Raw genomic sequence first — 19,384 nt, forward strand, 5'->3', positions numbered from 1 at the left:
GGGGTTGGCGGCTGCCCAGTCGGTTACCCAGGCCGGCTTGCGGCGGCCCAATGGGCTCGCCGTTGCCCAGTTGCGCTGTCCAGTCGGCATTTCGGCTCAGTTTGGGGCGCACCGGCCGACTGGTGAGGCGAGTCGACGGCAGGGGTGATGAGGGTGCGGGAACTTGGGCGGATCGCGGTCGTGCTGATCGCCATGGTGGTGGTCGTGCTGGTCGGCGACCGGTTCGCCGGGGACCGATCGACCGACGCCTCCGAAACCGCCACCGCCCCGGCGGCCAGCGCCTCCGCCCGGCCACCCACCGCGGACGCCACGATCGGCGCCGCCCCACCGACGACCTCCGCCAACGGTTCGCACTCGGGACACGGCTCGACCGCGGGACACGGCTCGACCGCGGGACACGGCTCGACCGCGGGACACGGCTCGACCGCGGGACGAGGATCGACAGCGGCGACCGAATCCCCGCCGGCGACCGAACCCACAGCGGCGACCGAACCGGATCCGGGCAGCGGTTCGGACGACTCGACGGCAGCCGCGCCCGCATCAACCGGCACGTCGGGCTCCGGTCGGGGTGGCGCGCAGGCGGCCGGGCTGCTGGCCGTGGCCTCGGTGGCCGACGGCGACACGCTGACGGTCCACGTCGCGGGCTCGCGCGAGCGGGTGCGGATCATCGGCATCGGCACCCCCGAGATCGGCCAGTGCGGCGCGGACCACGCCCGATCAGCGCTGGTGGCGGCCGTCGCAGGCGGGGTGGCGTTGTCGGCCGACCCGACTCAGGCGGACCGCGACCGCTTCGGCCGGTTGCTGCGGCACGTGGCCCTGTCGGATGGGCGCCAGGCCGCCGAAGTGCTGATCCGGGCCGGGCACGGCCGCGAGTACACCTACGACCGCCCCTACCGGCACCGCCAGGCCTACCTGTCGGCCCAGCGCACGGCCCGCGAAGCCCAGCGCGGCGTGTGGGGACCGGCGTGCAGCGGCGCTCGGCCGTTCGCGCAGCCCGACCCGGCGCGCGCCCGGCCCGCCCCGGCGCGCACCCAGGCCGCCACTGCACGCTCGGGCCCGACCTCCTCCTCAGGGGCTGGCGGCTCGTCGGGGTCCTGCCGGATCAAGGGCAACATCAACCGCACGGGCGAGAAGATCTACCACCTGCCCGGCGGTCGCTCCTACGACGACACCGTGATCCGCACGAGCGACGGCGAGCGGTGGTTCTGCTCGGAGTCCGACGCGCTGGCCGCGGGGTGGCGCGCCGCCCGCGGCTGACCTGCACGAGCCCGCCACAGTTCGCACGAGCGCGCCGCGGCTCAGGGGCGATCAACCCTCAAGTGGCGTCAACCCTCAGGCGATGAATCTCAGGCGATGAATCTCAGGTGGCGATGAAGCGGACGTGCAGCGTCGACTCCACGACGATGTCCTCCGGGGCCAGGTCGATGCCACCGCGATCGGAGGCGGAGTGGGCCATGAGGGCGTAGCGCGCCTCCGGCTCGGCGGGCGCCTTGTCGAGCAACCCCGGGTCGGCGATCTGGGCGAACTGCAGGTCGAGGGCCCCGGCGGCGTGCGCGATGGTCGTGGCCCGAGCGCGGGCGCGACTGACCGCCTCCGTGAGCACGGCCGCCTCCACTCGCTCGCGGGTCGGGACGGTGAGGGCCCACTCGACCTGATCGATGGCCACCCCCTCCAGGCCGCCGACGTCGTCGACGAAGCCCGCGAGAGCAGGCAGGTCGGCGAAGGTCACCCGCAGCGACGCCGATGCCGTGTGCCGCCACTCGCCCTCCTGCCCGGCCGGCGTGTACGACCGGTGCGACTGCACGCTCAGCGGCAGCACGACCACCTGGGTCGTCGGCGCCGGGTCGGCCGCCTCCAGGGCGCGCAGCCGGGCGCTGAGGTCGCGCACGAGGGCGGAGGCCTGGGCCAGGGCGGCGGGTTTGTCCGTCGATTCGATGGCCGCGCGCAGCGCGAGGGTCGCGCGCTCCGGCGGGACGCTCGCGCGGGCGGTGCCGGTGACGGTGATCTCCATGTCAGTCCTCTCCAGCGCTGGGCATGGGCAGGTCGGTGCCGGTGTCGCGGACGCACAGCTCCCACACCGCCCGCGCCGCCTGCGGGTCGAGGGCGCGCCAGGCGCGACCGACCAGCGTGGGGGCGCCCCTTTGCTCGCCGAGGCCGTCGGGGCCGCAGTACGACAAGGGCGGCAGGTCGGCGGTGGCGGCCATGAGGATCGGCAAGGCCCCGACCTCGGCGGGCTGGGACATGATGCCGCTGACGCGGGTGAACACCCGATTGAGCCGCTGCGAGGCGCTGACGTTCTGGATGCCGGTGAGGGCCCAGCCCGGGTGCGCGAGCTGCACCGTGAGGTCGCGGCCCGCCGCCCGTAGCCGCCGGTACAGCTCGACCGCCCACAGCATGTCGCCGAGCTTGGCCTGCGAGTACGCGCGAGCCGCTGACCAGCGACGCCGCCGAAAGTGCGGATCGTGCCCGTCGACGTGGCCGACCCGGTGGGCGCTGGAGCCGACGATGACGATCCGCTGACGCACCCGGTCGGCGATGAGGTTGGTGAACGCGAACGGGCCGAGCAGGTTGGTGGCCAGGATGAGCTCGTGCCCGGCCGCGTTCTGCTCGCGGCGCATCGTGACGCGCCCGGCGTTGTTGAGGAGAATGTCGATCGGCTCGTCGATCAGCTCGTCGATCAGCACGGCCGCGGCGCGCACGCTGGCCAGGTCGCCCAGGTCCAGCGGGAGGGTGCGCGCGGGGCCGGGAAGCTCCTGCAGCAAGGCCCGCGCCTTCTCGGGATTGCGGGCCGGCACGATGAGCCGGGCTCCCGCACGCGAGGCCGCCCGCGCCGCCTCCCGGCCCAGGCCGCTCGTGGCGCCCGTGATGAACCACGTGCGCCCGGACTGGTCCGGCAGCCGGGCCGGTAGCACTGGTCGCGTCACCGGCCCATCGTCTCAGGTGCAGGTGGCGGGGTCTGCGGCGCGGATCCTGCGCTGTTGCTCCGCGGGCCCGGCTGCGGTCGCGCGTAGCGTCGGTGTCATGACCGCCGCCACAACACCGGCCACGACATCCGCCACGACACCCGAGAGCGCGCCCCACCACCCGGAGGTCTTCATCAACCCCCGAGCGCGCGCCTGGCAGGCCCCCGAAGGCCACGACGGCGCGCTGCACTTTCACCGGTCCCTGCGCGGCTACGCGCCGACGCCCCTGACCGAGCTGCCGCACCTGGCAGCCGAACTCGGCGTCGGGCGGGTGTTCGTCAAGGACGAGACCGAGCGGCTCGGGCTGCCGGCGTTCAAGGTGCTGGGCGCCTCTTGGGCCGTGCACCGCGCGCTGCAGACGCACAGCGCCGCGGAGACAGAGGCGGTAGAGGCGCAGGCGGCCGGGCGGGCGCTCGTCACGGCCTCCGACGGCAATCACGGGCGGGCGCTGGCCCGCACCGGCCGGCTGCTCGGGCACCCCGCGCGCGTCTACCTGCCGCGCGGCGTGCACCCGGTCGCAGCGGCGGCCATCACCGACGAGGGCGCGGACGTCGTCGAGGTCGACGGCGACTGCGACGAGGCGGTTGCGCAGGCGGCGCAGGACGCGCAGCGCACCGGCGCGCTGCTCGTGCAGGACACGGCGTGGCCGGGGTACGAGCAGATCCCCGCGTGGATCGTCGGGGGCTACGCCACCCTGACGCGCGAGATCGACGACGCCCTGGCCGCCGCGGGGCTGCGCGCCGACCTGGTGGCCGTCCCGGTCGGAGTCGGATCGTTGGCTCAGGCGGTCATCGAGCACTACCGGCGGCCTGGGCGGGGCGACGATCGGCCCGGGCTGCTCGGTGTCGAGCCGACCGCCGCCGCCGGGCTGCTGGCCAGCCTGCGTGCCGGGGAGATCCGGTCGGTGGCCACCGGCACGACGACGATGGCCGGGTTGAACTGCGGCACCCCTTCCAGCGCCGCCTGGCCCGCGCTGCGCGGGGGGTTGGATGCGGCCGTGGCCGTCACCGACGCGCAGGCCGGCGCGGCCGCGCGGGAGCTGCGCGCCGCGGGGATCGATGTCGGCCCCTGCGGCGCGGCGACGCTGGCCGGCCTCCGGTCCCTGCGTGCCGCTGCGAGCAGCCCTGCGGACTCTGCGCTCGCCGCCGTGGGGGCTGGACCAGACTCGGTCGTCGTGCTGCTGGCCACGGAGGGTCGCGCCGCCAACCCCGCCGGTGACGACACCGACTCCGACCCGACGCCGGAGCCGGACCCGTCGCCGGCACCTGACGCCCAGATCTAACGGGGACCCTGCGTCGAGCGCTCGGCGTACGCGGCCTGAGCCACGGCCACGAGCCGCGTGAGCAGCCCGCCGAAGCTGTGCACCCCCACCGCGGTGAACAGCACCGCCTCGTCGCGGGACTCGGTGGCGGCCAGGCGCCCCAGGTCCCGACCGGCCACCGAGTCGGCGGCATCGGCGTAGACCGACAGCAGGTCTGGCGCGATCGGGATGTTCAGCGCCTGCATCCGCGCGACATGTTCGGACAGGGCCGCGCGCACGGCGTGCGCCTCACCCGACCAGCCGCGCTCCTCCATGAGCGCAGTGACAACCGCCGGTTCGGTGCCGGCGGCCCGATCGGTCGCCGCCGGCCCAGCCCACGACGGAGGCAGCCCGAGGCCCAGCAACTGGGCGTCTCCCAACACGTCGAACAGCGCGGTGTCGGGATCGTCGACGCGGCGCAGGAGCGCGGCGATGTCCTCGATGGAGGCGCCGATGATGCCGCGCAACGCGGCGATGAGCATGAGCCGCCGCACGTGCGAGTCGTCGTACTCGGCGAGCCGTGCATTCACCGCCCGCCCCGGCGGCAGCAGCCCCTCGCGCAGGTAGTACTTGATCGACGCCACCGACGTCTCCGACGTGGCTGCAAGTTCCTTGAGCCGCATGGCAGCTCCCTCCCCCCACCCGTTTGACCTCGAGCTTCTCGCTCCTGAGTTCGCACTGGATAGCGAGATCCGGCGCCGCTATCTACGTTGGCACTTAGAGGATAGTACCTCTATCTTCAAGTCATGGAGACCACCGCAGTCATCGCAGCGCACGCGGTCGCGGCCACCGTCGTCATCACCCTCGGTCCGATCAACCTGCTGCGTCGCCGTCGGGACGCCGCGCATCGCCTCATCGGCCGGGTCTGGGCCGCGGCGATGGCGATCACCTGCGTCAGCGCCTTCGGCATCCGGCCCGACGGACTGACCTGGCTGCATGGCCTGGCGGCCTTCACCCTCCTGTCGATCGCCGTCGGCATCGTCAACATCCGGCGCCGCAACGTGCGGGGCCACCGGGCCAACATGGTCGGCGCCTACTTCGGCACCCTCATCGCCTTCGGTTTCGCGGCCCTGGCCCCCGACCGCCTCATCGCCCGGATGGCGACGGACAGTCCCCTGGCCCTGCTCGGCATCACCGCCCTGATCCTGGCCAGCTGCGCGGCCTTCGCCAGCCTGGCGATGGCCCCCGGCCGGGCCGCGCAAACCCAGGCGACCCGGCTGCGCACCGATCGCGCCCGGAGGTCCCCATTGACCGCGCCCACGGTCGCGCAGGGCGATAGCGTGCAAAAGGAGCGCCCGCCCCGCCGCGACCGCCCCATCAGCACCACCGGCACAACCTGACACGAAAGGACCGACGTGGACATCCGCGTGCTGCCCAGTGGGGAGCGAGCCATTCTCATCGAGGTAGACGATCTCGCCGAGGTGATCGCCCTACGCGCCGCACTGGATGAGCGGGTGCTCGACGCCCGCCTCGTGCCGACGGTCTCGCACAACCCCGACGCCCCCTCCAGGTCGGTGTGGGCGCACGTGCTCGACGTCGTGCCGGCCGCGCAGACGGTGCTCGTCACCGTCGATGACAACGACGCGGTGAGCACCTTGCGGCGGGAGGTGCGCGAGGTCGCCCGGCCGCTCGGCTCCGAGCAGCTGCCCCCGCCGGAACGCACCGTGCGAATCCCCGTCGTCTACGACGGCCCCGACCTGGAGGACGTGGCCTTGCGCACCGGCCTGACGCAGGACGAGGTGGTCGCCGCCCACACCGCAGCGGAGTACACCGTCGCGTTCGGCGGCTTCTCCCCCGGCTTCGTCTACCTCGTCGGCGGCGACCCGCGGCTGGAGGTCCCCCGCCACCACGAGCCGCGCACGAAGGTGCGACCCGGTTCGGTCGGCGTCGCGGGCAAGTTCAGCGGCGTCTATCCACGCGATTCGCCCGGCGGCTGGCAGCTGTTGGGGCATACCGACGCGGTGATGTGGGACATCGACCGCAACCCGCCCGAGTTGCTGCGCCCGGGCTACGGCGTGCGCTTCGAACGAGCGGAGGCGCAGGCCGAGGGCGACTCCGGCGGCGGGACGGCGACGAGCGAACAGGAGGGCGCGCGGTGAGCGGCCTGGAAGTGATCAAGACCGGCCCGCAGGTCGTGCTGGAAGATCTCGGGCGTCCGGGCCTGGCCTCGATCGGGGTGAGCCGGTCGGGCGCGGCGGACTTCGCCTCCTACCTGCTCGGCGGGCGGCTCGTCGGGCACAGCTTCGACCGGGAGTTGGGGCATGGCCTGGCCGGTGGGTTCGCCGAGGGCGGCCCGGGGCCCGCAGCGCTGGAGGTGCTGCTCGGCGGGCTGGTGGCGCGCGCCCACGGCGACCTGACGATCGCCCTCACGGGGGCACCGACAGGCCCGACGATCGATGGTCGGCGCATCGACGAGGACGCTCCGGTACGCATGCACGACGGGGAGGTGCTGTCGCTCGGGGTGCCGGAACAGGGGCTGCGCACCTACGTGTCCGTCCGCGGCGGCTTCGACGTCGAGCCGGTGCTCGGGTCGCGGTCGCGCGACACCCTCTCCGGAATCGGCCCGGTCGTCGAGCCCGGCACGTTTCTGCCTGTCGGGCAGACCAACTCCGAGCCCCAGCCCTTCGTCGATCACGTCACCCTGGCGCCGCCGACCGGCGACCTCGTCGACCTGGAGGTGCTGCCCGGCCCCCGCGGCGACTGGCTCGACGACCTCGGCAAACTGGCCAGCACGTACTGGACGGCATCGCTACGCAGCAACCGAGTCGGCCTGCGGCTCACCGGGCCGGCTCTGAAGCGCCGACCCGACCGCGTCGGCGTCGAGCTGCCGAGCGAGGGCGCGGTCCGCGGCACGATCCAGGTGCCGCACGGCGGGGAGCCGGTCATCTTCCTGGCCGATCACCCCGTGACCGGCGGCTACCCGGCGGTCGGCGTCCTGACCCGCGATTCGGTCAACCGCGCCGCCCAGATCCGCCCCGGCCAAGAGGTGAAGCTGCGTTTCGTCACCAAAGACACCACGGGCGGCACCGTTTCTCCCTAGCCTCCACCCTCTCCGCCGCACATCACTTCAGGGCGACAGGCCGCGCTAATCCTCTGAATCTCGACCGGCGGAGGTAGAACTTTCGGCGGGAGGGGTGCCCGTGCCCTGACCTGTGCCTTTACCCGTGCCATTGCCGTTGGTGTTGCGGTGGAAGCGGGGGTCGGGGGCGGGAATGAGGGCGCCGGTGACCTGGTGGTGCGGCCAGTCCAGAGTGTGGGGAGCAGACAGCGTCACGTAGTTCGGAGTCTCGTCGGCGTGCACGGTGTCGGGATGCACGGGCACGTGCGCGGCAGGGGGATTGGCGGTCCAGGCGGCGACGAACAGCAGCCAGCGCACCGCGAGGTTCATCCACACGAGAATCGTGCCGATCGCAGCCGCGGACGCCAGCAGCGGATTGTCCGACAGGCCGATGAGGCTTGTGCCACCCAGGCGCAGCACGCCCAGACCGAGGGCGCCGAGAATCATGCCCTGCCGCAGGTCCTTCCACGGCACGCGGACGAGCGCCGTAAACCGAAAGATCAACGCCACGAGCACGGCATCCAGCACCCCCGCCAGCAGCACCGCACCGACTCCGAGCAGCGCGCCGGTCAGGGTCTGGCCGAGCCCGAGCCAGTCCAGCACCCGCTCGCTGAGGAATGTCACGCCGCTGACCAGCGACGACGAGACGAGGATCGTCACGCTCAGCGCGAGAAAGCCGACCATGTCGAGAGCCTTGCCTCGTACGAACCGCAGCGGCGCGCCGCCGAGCCCGAACATCTGGCGCACGGTGCGCCGCAGCCCGGTCATCATCGTCGCCGCCGCCGCAAACACGATGATCCCGGAGATCAGCGTGGTCAGGCTGAGGCCCGGATGGCGGATGAGCAGGTATGCCGGGATCAGCCCGCCGTTGGTGCCGTCGTCGATGATGCCCGGCACCACGCTGTTGACGTTCTCGATGAACAGGTGCATGAGCTCGGGCCGGTCACCGAGAAACGCGCGAGCCAGGCTGACGAGCACCGTCAGACCCGCGGTCAACGACACCATCGCCGCGAACGTCACGCCCCCGGCGGACAGGCCGCCCCAGCACACCGCGAAGCGCAGGCACGCTCGCACGATCCGCGGCTGGCGCCCCACGTCGAGCACGTCGTACCAGCGTTCACGGACGGCCTCGGCGATCGCCGTGCGAGAAGTCATGAGTGGCATCCTGCGCGAACCGGTCCCCCGGCTCCACTCGACCCCCCGGGGGTGGGGCGAAAGCGGGTGTGAGCAGGCTCTTGTCGGGGGGGAGGGTTGAGCCCTACGCTGGAAGCCCCTGGTGCGTATGACGAATCGAGTTGCACAATGAGCAACGCTCTGCCTTCGACCGTGCTGGAGCGCTTGCTGCACGGTGCCCGCTACGAGGTCTTGCCGACCGCGACGATCGCGGAGAAGGTCCTCACCCATGTGCCGCGGACGACGACGGTCACCGTCACCGCCTCGCCGAGCAAGCCGCTGAGCACCACGCTGGACATGGCCGAGCAGTTCGCCGCGGAGGGCTTCGATGTCGTCCCGCACATCGCGGCGCGCATGGTCAGCGGCCGCACCGAGCTGAGTGAGATCGTCGACCGGTTGCGCGCGGCCGGCATCACCAAGGTCTTCGTGCCGGCCGGCGACGCCGCCGACGCGGCCGGCGACTACACCGGGGCGATCGACCTCCTCACCGACCTGCACGCGCTCGACCATCCGTTCACCCACATCGGCATCACCGGGTACCCGGAGTCGCACCCGAGCATCGACGACGACGTGACGATCCAGTCGATGTGGGACAAGCGCAAGTACGCCACCCACGTCATCTCGAACATGACGTTCGACGCGGAGGCCGTCGGCAAGTGGTCCGAGCGCATGCGTCGCCGCGGCATCGCGCTGCCGATCGTCGTCGGCGTGCCCGGCCCGGTCGACCCGACGAAGCTGCTCGGCATGGCCACGAAGATCGGAGTGGGCGACTCCGTGCGCTTCCTGCGCAAGCAGCGCGGGGTGTTCGCGCGGCTGGCCGCGCCGGGCTTCACCTCCGACCGGTTCGTCACCCGCATCGCCGCCCTCGCTGCCACGCCACAACTGGCCATCGAGGGGCTGCACATCTACACGTTCAACCAGGTGGAGGCCATCGAGGCATGGCGGCAGAAGATGATCGCCGAGGCGCAGCGCCGGTGAAAGCTCGCTCCGTGACACTCCGCGCCGTTCCGATGCGCCCGCGCGGCCGGCGGCCACTGCGGGCCCGGCGACAACTACTGTGTGCGCCGTGACGACGAATCGATTCGCGACCCTGCTGGCCGACCGCGCGCCGGTGTTCGACGGCGGCTACGGCTGGCTGCTGCAGGAGCGCGGCCTGCCCGCCGGTGACTGCGCCGAACTGTGGAACCTGCAAGAGCCGGAGAAGATCGCGGCCCTGCACGATGAGTACGCGGCGGCCGGCGCGAGCGTGCTGACGACCAACACCTTCGGCGGCACCGCCCCGCGCCTTGCCATGCACGGCCTCGAAGACCACGTGGAGGCCGTCAACCGGGCCGGCGCCGCGATCGCCCGGGAGGTGGCCGACCGGCACGGCGCGCTGGTCGGCGGCGACCTCGGCCCGACCGGCGAACTGTTCGAGCCGATGGGCACGCTGACCCCGGAGCAGGCGCAAGGGCTGTTCGAGGCGCAGCTGCGCGGCCTCGTGGCCGGCGGCATCGACCTCGTGCTCATCGAGACGATGAGCGACCTGGCCGAGGCGCGCGCCGCGATCGCCGCCGCCCGGGCCGTCTGCCCCGACCTGCCGATCGTCGCGACGATGTCGTTCGACACCAACCTGCGCACGATGATGGGTGTGCGCCCGGCCGACGCCGCGCTCGAGCTGGCCGCCGCGGGCGCCGACGTCGTGGGCGCCAACTGCGGCCGCGGCCCGGAGGAGATGAGCGTCATCGCCGAGCAGCTCGTGGCCGCCCGCCCCGAGGGGGTGCTCGTGCTGACCCAGTCCAACGCGGGCCTGCCGCAGTTGGAGGGGGCCGAGTTCGTCTACACCGTGGGTCCGCAGGCCCTCGCCGAGCACGCCCGCTCGCTGCGCGACGCCGGTGTCGACGTCGTCGGCGCCTGCTGCGGCTCCAGCCCCGAACACATCGCCGCCATCCGCGCCGCCGTCACCGCCTGACCTCGCTTTCGCTCGACCCTCCAGTTATCGGAACTGATAATCTCGATCCATGAGTGTCAGTGATCCGGACTTCGCGCGGCTCGACTCGGATCTGCGCGCAGTCTTGGAGTCCGCCGCCCGACTCCAGGAGGTCGTGCCCGACGCCGTCCTCGTGAGAGCACCCCGTTGGCGCGACTGGTCGGCAGTGGTGACCGCCTGCCACCAGCTATCCGACGATCTGCTCGAGTGCCGCTGATATGCCCTTGGCGTTTCGCAACGTGGATGCGGACCCGAGCGATCCGGTCGGCACGTGGCCTTACGAGGGCCTGGTATCGGCGATGGAACGCGGCTCGATCCGCGACTGGCGGCGCATCGCGGCAGAGCTGCGCGCGCATCCGTGGGGCCGCACCGCCCGGCACCTGGAGGAGCACCTGACATACGCCGACCCACCCGGGTCGGGTCCGCTGTTGAGTCGAGCCCTCGAAAGCGCCCGACGGGAGCAGGAGGCGCAGGAGCGCGCAGAGGTCGCCTCCCGAATCGATGAGTTGGTGCGCGCCAGCGGGCTGCGCGCCGCCGAGTTCGCGGCGCGGATCGGCACATCCGCGTCTCGCCTGTCCACGTACCGCACCGGCAAGGTCGTGCCGTCGGCCACACTGCTGCTCCGGATGGAGCGGGCGGCAGCGGCCGCGCGCGGGCTGGGCCCACCCGACCCCTGACTCGGGTGGGCCCAGCCGGCTGTGAGGCTGCGCGCGTCAATGGATCACCGGCGGCTTCGGCTTGGGCGCATCCAGGTCGAGCAGCCCCCAGGCCTGGTTGCCGATTTTGGGGTCGTCGAGGTAGCGGGCGCAGTCCCACTGCTGCAGGACCGCCTGCGCCCCAGGGGTACCCAAGCGCGGATTGTGGGCGTCGAGGCAGCGCCCGGTACGCCGGTTGACCAGCACGGTCTTGGGGATGACGAAGCCGCAGTAGTTCGGCGGCCCGTTGCGGCACGGCTCCTTGTACCGGTCCAACTGCACAAGCTTCCACTGCGACGGGGTGTAGCCGTCGCCGCAGTACGGGTGCTGCAGCACCTTCGTGCCGTTGGTGTACGTGCCGCCGCGCCAGTCCAGCATCAGGCACTGATCGGAGTGCCGCGCCTTGAGCCGGAACCAGCCGTCGCCGCTGGACAGCTTGTAGAACTCCTGCGAGCGGCTGGCGTTGTCGGGCCAGAGGAACACCCCGGTCAGCGGGGCAGTCGAGGCCCAGATGACGTCGGCGCGCAGCTTGCTCGCCGTGTTGATCAGCTCGTGGCGGTGGAACAGCGCCCTGATCGCCGGCGAGATCTCCTTCGGAAGCACGGGCCGCGGGCGGATCGGGTCCCCGGGACCGGCCGGCAGGGGAAACGCGGCCGATGTCATCGTGGCGGCCGTCGAAGTGGTCGCGGTCCTCGCGGTCCTCGTCGAAGCCGTGGCGGCGGGCATGGCGGCCGTGGCGGCGTCGATCGGGCCGGCGAGCAGGCCTGCGCCGACGGCCACGACCGCGGCGGACATGGCAATGGTGTGACGGGTGGACCGTCGGTCGGTGCTGGGCATCGGGTGCTCCTTCGAAGCGCTGTGGTCTTCGCCCGGGAGCGGCCGGCGCGGGCTCCGTATTCGGTGGCCCGCCCGGGCTTTTCGGGCGTGCTTCCACAGTCGCCCCGCCGGCGGAATCGGCCGATCAGCCTGAGAACCCCGCAAGTGTTCGCTCGCCGACAGACGCGCACCGACAGACACGCACGGGCAGAGACAGCGCGAGCGAGTGGGCAGGGGTCAATCCAACAGGTCGGTGAGCGCCGCTTCGAGGCGGCCCGTGCCGGTGGGTACGACCTGCAGCGGGAGGCCGAGGCGCTGCGCCGCCTCCTGCGCACGTGCGCGGAGCTGCGGCGTGGGCTCCTGAGCGAGCCAGACGCAGCGGGTGTAGTGCGCGAAGTAGTCGTCCCGCAACTCGGGGTAGCGGTCGAGACCGAGTTCGCGCCAGATCGTCCGGTCGAACGAGGCGACGAGGAAGTCGGTGAGCACGTAAGTGCCCGGTTCGGCCGCGAAGGTCGCGGCCATCGTCTCGGCGCCGGCGAACAGGTCGTAGCAGTGCAACCCGGGCAGTCGACGCAGGCCGCGACGATCGCACAGCTCGTCGAGGGCGCCGTAGGTGCCGCAGTCGGCGTATCCCACGGCGACCCTGCGATACCGCGCCGGCTCGCCGGTCGGCATCAACTCGTCGACGAGCCGCTCGACCTGCCCGGCAATGAGCTGCGGCTGGTTGTGCAGCAGCGGCGGCAGCGGGTATACATCGAGCGCCCAGCCACGGGCCCGAGCCAGGTCCGCGGCCGGCTGCGCCAGCGCCCCGCAGGCGACGAGCGCGACCTTGGCCGCGCTCGCCGCCCCTCGGGCAGCCTCGATGCTCACGGACGCGGCGGCCTCGACGCCGAGCGGCGCCTCAGCCGGGGAAGGCGAGCTGGTCGACGAAGCGATCGTTGAAGTCGGGCCGATCGGAGAGCTCGACATACTTCACCTCCTGCAGCAGCGCCTCGGCTCCGGCGCGCTCGCGGGCGCTGAGCAGCACCATCTTCGCGCCCTCTCCGGCGACATTGCCCGCCGAGACGATCCGCAGCACCGGCAGCTTGGGCACCAGCCCGATCCGGATCGCCGACGCCGGCGACAGGTAGCTGCCGAACGACCCGGCCAGCAGCACCTGCTGGATGTCGCGCGGCTCCAGATCGAGTTCGCCGAGCAGCAGCGACCAGCCCGTCGAGATGGCGGCCTTGGCGAACTGCAGCTCGCGCACGTCCCGTTGCGAGAGATACACACACTGTTCTGTGGGAGCGTCGGGGGTCGGGCGGTAGAGCACGAACACCCGCTCCTGGCCGACGGCGCTGAGCCGGTCCGCCAACCCCGGCAGCTGCTCCGCGGCCTGCTCGTCGGTGATGAACCGGCCGGAGGAGTCGAGCAGCCCGACCCGGGCCAGCTCGGCGACGGCGTCGACGAGTCCCGAACCGCACAGGCCGCGCGGCTCGACGTCGCCGATGACCCCCAGCTGCACCCCCTCCGGCGCACCCGCCGGCGCGGCCGGGTCGAGGGTGATGACCTCGATCGCGCCGTCCGCGGCCCGCATCCCGCACCGGATCGCGCCGCCCTCGAAGGCGGGCCCGGCGGGCGCCGCCGTCGAGACGATCCGCTCCCCGTCCGAGAGCACGATCTCGCAGTTGGTGCCGACGTCGACGAACAGTCGCGCACGCTTGTCGCGGTCCATGCCGGAGGCGAGCATGCCGGCCACGATGTCGCCGCCGACGTAGGCGCCGAGCGCCGGGAAGATCACGGCCCGCGCGCCCGGATGCAGCGTGAGCCCGAGTTCGGCGACCGGCACCGGCGGGAACGACGCGGCGGACATGACGAACGGCGCGACGCCCAGCGGCTCGGGGTCGATGCCCAGGGCCAGCGCGGTCATCGTCGCGTTGCCGGCGAGTCCCACCTCGTAGACCTCGGTCGGCGCGACGCCCGCCTCGGCGAGCACCTCCTGCGCCAGCGAGTTCAGCGTCGCGTGGGCCAACTCCCGCAGCCGCCCGGCCGCGGAGTCGTCCATCATCGTCGCCGAGATACGCGTGATGACGTCGCCGCCGAACGGCTGCTGGCCGTTGAGCATCGAGGCCACGGCCGCCGGGGTGCCGGTCGACAGGTCGAGCAGGGTCGCGACGACCGTGGTGGTGCCCAGGTCGTAGGCGATGGCGAAGCGCCGGTCCGTCGTGTCGCCCGGTTCGATGTCGACGAGCAGGTCGTCGATGATGACCGCGGTCACCTTGAAGTCGGCGGCCCGCAGCACCCGCGCCGCCGAGCGGATGACCGCCAGGTCGACCCGCGGCTCCAGGTCGGTGATCGCGTCGAGGATGCGCACGATGTCGGTGCGCTGGTCACTGAGGGTGGGCTCCTCCAGCTCGAGAAACCGCTTCTGTACCGCGGGCCGCAGGATGACCTGCCGACCCACGCCCACGGTCGACGCCTTCGGCCGGGTGACCAACGGCGGCACGTCGACGTCGAGGTCGACGGCGGTGCGCACGAGGCAGGCCAGTCGCCAGCCGTCGTCGAGCTCACCCTGGGAGAAGGTGCGCACGTCGTGACTGGTGATCGGCGCGCTGCCGCTGGTCAGCCGCACCTTGCACTTGCGGCAGGTGCCGTGGCCACCGCACGTGGAGTCGATGGCGATGCCGTTCCAGCTCGCCGCGTCGAAGACCGACACCCCGGCCGGCACCCGCACGTCCCGTCCCGAGGGGGCGAAGCGCAGCGCGACGCGCCCGGTGCCGTCGAGCAGCCCGGCCTCGCCCTGCACGTCGGCTCGCTCGGGCATCAACCCTTCACGCAGGAAGACGTCGAGGTCTTCGGGATCCGGCGGCTCCGGCGCCTCCTCCGGATCCAGCGGCCCGAGCACGGTCGCCGCCAACGGGTCCTCCGCGAGGGCGGCCAGCAGCAGACTCTCCGTCGTCGGCTCCGTCGGGTCGCCTCCGGTCGGATCGGCCCCGGTCGAATCGGCCCCGGTCGGGTCGCCTCCGGTCGGATCGGCCCCGGCGGTCATGCGATGCCGGCCGCGGCAGCCTCCTGCGCGGCCTTCTCCGCCGCCAGCTTGGCGCGGTGATTGGCGATCCAGGCCATGCCCCATTCGTCGTTGCCGAGCATGAGGTCGGCGGCGCGCACGGCCTCGACGATCTGCGGGGTGCGGGCGTCCATGATCGCGCTCGTCATACCCACGGTCATCGCCATCGGCAGCCAGGTGGCGTTGAGGGCGTGCCGCCCGGGCATCCCGAACGAGACGTTGGAGGCGCCGCACGTCATGTTCAGGCCCCACCGCTCGTGGATGCGCTGGATGGTCTCCAGGGCGGTGCGACCCACGGTCGGGTCGGCGCCGATCGGCATGGCCAGCGGGTCGATGACGATGTCCTCGATCGCGATGCCGTACTCCTGCGTGGCGACCCGAACGATCTTCTCGGTCAGCTCGATCCGCTTGTCGGCCTCCATCGGGATCTCGTCGTGGTCGTTGGGCAGCGCGACGACGGCCGCGTCGTACTTCTTGACCAGCGGGAGGATCTGCTCCATCCGCTCGTCCTCGGCGGTGATCGAGTTGACCAGCGCTCGCCCCTGGTACGCCGCGAGTCCCGCCTCCAGGGCCTCGACGACCGAGGAGTCGATGCAGATCGGCAGGTCGGTCAGCGACTGCACGAGCTTGATCGCCTTGACCAGCAGCTCTGCCTCGTCGGTCAACGGCACGCCCATGTTGACGTCGAGCACGTTCGCGCCGCCCGCGACCTGCGCCGCGACATCGCGTTCGATGGCGGACAGGTCACCGGCGCGCAGCTGCTCCTGAAAGATGCGCCGACCGGTGGGATTGATGCGCTCGCCGATGACGCAGAACGGCTTGTCCGAGCCGATGACGACCTCTTTGGAGGCCGATCGCAGGACGGTGTGCAGGGGCTGTGACACAAGGGCTCCTGTGCGGTTTCAGGGGGAAGGGGTTCAGGCGGGGACGCCGGCGCGGCGCTGGGCGAGCAGGGCCTTGGCGCGCTTGACGGTGGCGGAGGCGTCGGCGGCGTATCCGTCGGCACCCACGGCGTCGGCGTACTCCTGGGTGACGGGCGCTCCGCCGACCATGACGATGACCTGCTCGCGCAGGCCCGCCTTGGTGAGCGCGTTGAGGTTGGCCTTGAACATCGGCATCGTCGTCGTGAGGAACGCGGACATGCCCACGATGTCGGGCTGGTGCTCCTCGATCGCGGCGACGAACTTCTCCGGCGCCACCTGCACCCCCAGGTCGATGACCTCGAAGCCGGCGCCCTCGAGCATGATGTTGACGAGGTTCTTGCCGATGTCGTGCACGTCGCCCTTGACGGTGCCCATGACGAACTTGCCGATCGTCTCGACACCCGTGTCGGCCAGCAGCGGCCGCAGCACCTCCATCGACCCCGCCATCGCCCGGCCGGCGATGAGCATCTCGGGCACGAAGAAGTCGCCGCGCTCGAACCGGGCGCCGACCTCCTCCAGGGCGGGGATGAGCGAGTCGAAGAGCAGGCTCTGGGGCTCCATGCCCTGCTCAAGTGCCTGGTGGGTGAGTTCGAGCACCCGGGGGCCGTTGCCGACCAGCGTCTGGTCGTACATCTCCTTGAGGATCTCGTCAGGGGTCATGCTGCACCTTCCGTGCGGGAGCGCCCAAGGCGGGCGGAGATGGTGGCGGCGGCAGTGACGACGTCCTGCGCCGTGGATTCGATGGTGCTGGCCAGCCGCGACGTCGGGCCCGACAGGCCCAGCGCCGCGACGACAACCTCGCCGCGGCGCACCGGCGCGGCGATTCCGGTGAGGCCGATCTCGAGCTCGTCCATCGTCACGGCGTACCCGCGACGACGGATCTGCTCGAACTGGGCCACGAGACTGCGGGCATCGGCGATCGTCTGCTCGGTGCGTTGGTCCAGCGCCCCGGTCGGCGCCGGGATGGCCCCGGCGGCGTACAGCGCCTTGCCCAGCGCGGAGGTGTGCGCCGGCAGGTCGACCCCGACCCAGTCTCGACTGCCCAGAAAGTAGGCGGAGTCGACCTGGGCGACCTGAACGACCCGGTGGCCCAGGGCGATCCCGAAGTTGATGGTCTCGCCGGTCTTCTCGCCGAGCTCCTCCATGACCGGCATCGCCTCGCGCACCAGGTGTTCGTGGCGATCCTGACCGTTGGCGTACTGCTCGATGACGGCGCCGGCCCCCCAACCGCCCGATCCGTCGCGGCGCAACAGCTCGTGGCGTTCGAGGGCGGCCAGGATGCGGGAGGTCGTGGAGCGGGGGTAGCCGGCCTCGTCACACAACTGCGTGAAGGTGACCGGTTCGCCGCCCGCGCCGAGGATGCGCGCGAGCAGGTCGGCGGCCCGGTCGATCGACTGGGTGCCTGTCTGCGCCATCGTGCGTTCCCCTCCCTTGGGCCGGCCCCGCGACAAGGTGTCGCTGGGGCGTCGTGGCCACTCACCCTCCCGAAATCCCGGCTCGTGACCGGGGGCTGGACGAGAGAGGCCCTGCGATGTCAGGCTGGCCCCACACTGTGAGACCGTGAGTTCCACAAGATGAGGCTAGGAGGCGACGTGGCTTCACGTCAATGCCGGCCCGCCGCCGGAGGGTCGATCCGTCCGGGAATGGATACATGCCTCACCACACACCGAACTGTGCGATAAGCGTCGCACGCCCAGCCGACCCCCGGCCGAAGGAGTACCGCGCCAATGTTCGTCAACCGGATGCCCCGCTACGAGATCCTCTCCGAGCAGGCGATGGCCCAGCTCGACGCCGGATGGCGCCGACTGGTCACCGAAATCGGTGTCGAGTTCATGTCCGACCGCGCGCTCGACCTGTTCCGCGAGGCGGGGCAGAAGGTCGAGGGCAACACGGTCTTCCTCGACCCCGAGTTCGTGCTCGCGCAGGTGGCCAAGGCGCCGAAGGAGTTCGAGGTGCAGGCCCGCAACCCCGAGCACTCGGTGCACATCGGCGGGGAGGCGATGGCCTTCGGCGCCGTCTACGGCCCGCCGTTCGTGCGCGAGGGTGAGGTGCGCCGCGACGGCACCTTCGACGACTACCGCAACTTCCTGCGCTTGGCGCAGTCGTTCTCCGCACTGGACTCCGCCGGCGGCGTGGTCTGCGAGCCCAACGACACCCCGCTGGACTCCCGGCACCTGGACATGAACCTCGCGCTCATGACGCTGACCGACAAGATCTACATGGGCAACGTCGTCTCCGGGCCCAACGCGGCAGACACCATCGCCATGAGCGAGATCCTCTTCGGCGGCCGCGAGGCCATCGAGAAGACGCCCGTGTGCATCAGCCTCATCAACTGCAATTCGCCGTTGCGCTGGGACGACCGGATGCTCGACGCGCTGTTCGAGTACTGCGGCGCCGCCCAGCCGGTCGTGCTCACCCCGTTCCTGCTGATGGGCGCGATGTCGCCGGTCACCATCCCGGCGGCGCTCGTGCAGCAGATGGCCGAAGCTTTCTCGGGCATCGCCCTGGCTCAGCTGATCCGCCCCGGCTGCCCGGTGATCTTCGGCTCGTTCCTGTCGAACATCGACATGAAGACCGGCTCGCCGACGTTCGGCACGCCCGAGTCCGGCATCGGCCTGCTGTGCACCGGGCAGATCGCCCGCCACTACGGCCTGCCGTTCCGCAGCGGCGGCGGCCTGACCAGCTCGCAGGTCGCCGACGCCCAGGCGGGCTATGAGTCGCTGATGACGCTCATGCCGACCTTCCTGGCCGGCGCCAACTGGGTGATGCACTCCGCCGGCTGGCTCGACGGCGGCCTCATCGCCTCGTTCGAGAAGTTCATCGTCGACGTGCAGATCCTCGAGATGTTGCGGCACGAGTTCACCCCGCTGGAGATCGACGAGGCCTCGCTGGCCTTCGACGCCCATCAGGAGGTCGGCCACGGCGGGCACTTCCTCGGCGCCATGCACACGATGGAGCGCTTCCGCGACTGCTTCTACCGGCCGTTCCTGTCCAGCTCCGACAACTACGACCGCTGGATGCGCGGCGGGGCCCTCGACGCCAACGCCCGCGCCGGGCAGATCTACAAGGCCACGCTCGCCGACTACGTCCAGCCCCCGCTGGACGACGCCATCCGCCTCGAGCTGGAGGAGTACGTCGTCCGCCGCCGCGCCGAACTCGGCGACTGACCGGACCGGGAGCAGGGCCACCGTCGACTATTTCATGAAAGCGACGCTAGGATCGTAAACATGAAAGATGGAGCGCCGGCCCTGCTCCCCCTCCTGCGATCGCGAGCCCAAGGGGACATCATCGCGTGGATCATGCTTCACCCGGAGGACGAGTCATCGCTGACGGAGATCGCCCGAGCAACGAACACCTCCGGCGCCACGGTCATGCGGGAGGTGGATCGCCTGGCTGACGCCGGCTTGATCCGTGAGTCTCGCCGGGGCAATCAACGGCTGG

At 71.6% G+C, this 19,384-nt stretch carries 21 protein-coding genes; 11 read left to right on the plus strand and 10 right to left on the minus strand.

From position 1 onward, the window contains the following. Positions 1–147 precede the first annotated feature (147 nt). On the plus strand, positions 148–1,257 hold the full coding sequence (locus KILIM_RS24525; RefSeq protein ID WP_246308475.1) for a thermonuclease family protein: 1,110 nt from the start codon (positions 148–150) through the stop codon (positions 1,255–1,257). 103 nt (positions 1,258–1,360) lie between these two features. Here KILIM_RS24525 and KILIM_RS13655 read toward each other — a convergent pair whose 3' ends face one another. Together KILIM_RS13655 and KILIM_RS13660 are read right to left on the minus strand one after the other, a co-directional pair. Then, on the minus strand, positions 1,361–2,011 hold the full coding sequence (locus tag KILIM_RS13655; protein ID WP_006593296.1) for an SIMPL domain-containing protein: 651 nt from the start codon (positions 2,009–2,011) through the stop codon (positions 1,361–1,363). Between the two features lies 1 nt (position 2,012). Beyond that, the gene (locus KILIM_RS13660; RefSeq protein WP_006593297.1) at positions 2,013–2,924 is read right to left on the minus strand and encodes an SDR family NAD(P)-dependent oxidoreductase; all 912 of its coding nucleotides are present in this window, start codon (positions 2,922–2,924) and stop codon (positions 2,013–2,015) included. 97 nt (positions 2,925–3,021) lie between these two features. Between KILIM_RS13660 and KILIM_RS13665 the strand changes: the two genes are divergently transcribed. Then, positions 3,022–4,245, plus strand: a complete 1,224-nt coding sequence (locus KILIM_RS13665) for a diaminopropionate ammonia-lyase (RefSeq protein ID WP_006593298.1) — start codon at positions 3,022–3,024, stop codon at positions 4,243–4,245. On the opposite strand, the gene KILIM_RS13670 is transcribed toward KILIM_RS13665, so the two are convergent. After that, entirely contained in the window at positions 4,242–4,886 is a 645-nt protein-coding gene (locus KILIM_RS13670) for a MerR family transcriptional regulator (protein WP_006593299.1), read from the minus strand. The two genes, KILIM_RS13665 and KILIM_RS13670, sit on opposite strands and share 4 nt — an antisense overlap. A 123-nt stretch (positions 4,887–5,009) precedes the next feature. On the opposite strand from KILIM_RS13670, the gene KILIM_RS13675 reads away from it, so the two are divergent. The 3 genes from KILIM_RS13675 to KILIM_RS13685 are packed head-to-tail and all read left to right on the plus strand — an operon-like array spanning position 5,010 to position 7,303. Beyond that, entirely contained in the window at positions 5,010–5,603 is a 594-nt protein-coding gene (locus KILIM_RS13675; RefSeq protein WP_006593300.1) for a DUF2306 domain-containing protein, read from the plus strand. Positions 5,604–5,618: 15 nt separating this feature from the next. Continuing rightward, complete coding sequence (locus tag KILIM_RS13680; protein ID WP_006593301.1) at positions 5,619–6,362, plus strand: 5-oxoprolinase subunit B family protein; 744 nt, start codon at positions 5,619–5,621, stop codon at positions 6,360–6,362. Continuing rightward, complete coding sequence (locus KILIM_RS13685; protein WP_006593302.1) at positions 6,359–7,303, plus strand: 5-oxoprolinase subunit C family protein; 945 nt, start codon at positions 6,359–6,361, stop codon at positions 7,301–7,303. Before KILIM_RS13680 ends, KILIM_RS13685 begins: the two co-directional genes overlap by 4 nt. A 45-nt stretch (positions 7,304–7,348) precedes the next feature. Here KILIM_RS13685 and KILIM_RS13690 read toward each other — a convergent pair whose 3' ends face one another. Beyond that, positions 7,349–8,476 carry a YihY/virulence factor BrkB family protein gene (locus tag KILIM_RS13690; protein ID WP_006593303.1) on the minus strand — a complete coding sequence of 376 codons (1,128 nt, stop codon included), beginning with the start codon at positions 8,474–8,476 and terminating at the stop codon, positions 7,349–7,351. 147 nt (positions 8,477–8,623) lie between these two features. On the opposite strand from KILIM_RS13690, the gene KILIM_RS13695 reads away from it, so the two are divergent. The 4 genes from KILIM_RS13695 (at position 8,624) to KILIM_RS13710 (ending at position 11,140) form a co-directional block, all read left to right on the plus strand. After that, positions 8,624–9,472: a methylenetetrahydrofolate reductase gene (locus KILIM_RS13695; RefSeq protein WP_006593304.1), complete on the plus strand. Its 849-nt coding sequence runs from the start codon at positions 8,624–8,626 to the stop codon at positions 9,470–9,472. An 88-nt stretch (positions 9,473–9,560) separates the two neighbouring features. Beyond that, positions 9,561–10,445 (plus strand): homocysteine S-methyltransferase family protein, encoded by an 885-nt coding sequence (locus KILIM_RS13700; RefSeq protein ID WP_217997106.1) that lies wholly within the window; start codon positions 9,561–9,563, stop codon positions 10,443–10,445. Between the two features lie 49 nt (positions 10,446–10,494). Further along, the gene (locus tag KILIM_RS13705) at positions 10,495–10,680 is read left to right on the plus strand and encodes a hypothetical protein (protein ID WP_006593306.1); all 186 of its coding nucleotides are present in this window, start codon (positions 10,495–10,497) and stop codon (positions 10,678–10,680) included. Position 10,681: 1 nt separating this feature from the next. Then, entirely contained in the window at positions 10,682–11,140 is a 459-nt protein-coding gene (locus KILIM_RS13710; protein WP_006593307.1) for a helix-turn-helix domain-containing protein, read from the plus strand. Between the two features lie 36 nt (positions 11,141–11,176). Here KILIM_RS13710 and KILIM_RS13715 read toward each other — a convergent pair whose 3' ends face one another. From KILIM_RS13715 to KILIM_RS13740, 6 genes are all read right to left on the minus strand, one after another. Then, a complete protein-coding gene (locus KILIM_RS13715; RefSeq protein WP_006593308.1) occupies positions 11,177–11,995 on the minus strand; it encodes an RICIN domain-containing protein in 819 nt (272 codons plus the stop codon). Positions 11,996–12,211: 216 nt separating this feature from the next. After that, complete coding sequence (locus KILIM_RS13720; RefSeq protein WP_006593309.1) at positions 12,212–12,844, minus strand: DUF1638 domain-containing protein; 633 nt, start codon at positions 12,842–12,844, stop codon at positions 12,212–12,214. 31 nt (positions 12,845–12,875) lie between these two features. Next, positions 12,876–15,002: an ASKHA domain-containing protein gene (locus KILIM_RS13725; protein WP_006593310.1), complete on the minus strand. Its 2,127-nt coding sequence runs from the start codon at positions 15,000–15,002 to the stop codon at positions 12,876–12,878. Further along, positions 14,999–15,904 (minus strand): methyltetrahydrofolate--corrinoid methyltransferase, encoded by a 906-nt coding sequence (locus KILIM_RS13730; RefSeq protein ID WP_006593311.1) that lies wholly within the window; start codon positions 15,902–15,904, stop codon positions 14,999–15,001. The genes KILIM_RS13725 and KILIM_RS13730 overlap by 4 nt, the downstream gene beginning before the upstream one ends. Positions 15,905–15,937: 33 nt before the next feature. After that, entirely contained in the window at positions 15,938–16,603 is a 666-nt protein-coding gene (locus KILIM_RS13735; protein WP_006593312.1) for a cobalamin B12-binding domain-containing protein, read from the minus strand. Next, positions 16,600–17,358 carry an IclR family transcriptional regulator gene (locus tag KILIM_RS13740; RefSeq protein WP_006593313.1) on the minus strand — a complete coding sequence of 253 codons (759 nt, stop codon included), beginning with the start codon at positions 17,356–17,358 and terminating at the stop codon, positions 16,600–16,602. The genes KILIM_RS13735 and KILIM_RS13740 overlap by 4 nt, the downstream gene beginning before the upstream one ends. A 312-nt stretch (positions 17,359–17,670) precedes the next feature. On the opposite strand from KILIM_RS13740, the gene KILIM_RS13745 reads away from it, so the two are divergent. Next, complete coding sequence (locus KILIM_RS13745) at positions 17,671–19,110, plus strand: trimethylamine methyltransferase family protein (protein ID WP_006593314.1); 1,440 nt, start codon at positions 17,671–17,673, stop codon at positions 19,108–19,110. A gap of 60 nt (positions 19,111–19,170) precedes the next feature. Continuing rightward, a partial coding sequence (locus KILIM_RS13750; protein ID WP_006593315.1) for a MarR family transcriptional regulator occupies positions 19,171–19,384 on the plus strand: 214 nt, incomplete at its 3' end.

It is taken from the genome of Kineosphaera limosa NBRC 100340 (genome assembly GCF_000298215.1).
Classification (GTDB): Bacteria; Actinomycetota; Actinomycetes; order Actinomycetales; family Dermatophilaceae; genus Kineosphaera; species Kineosphaera limosa.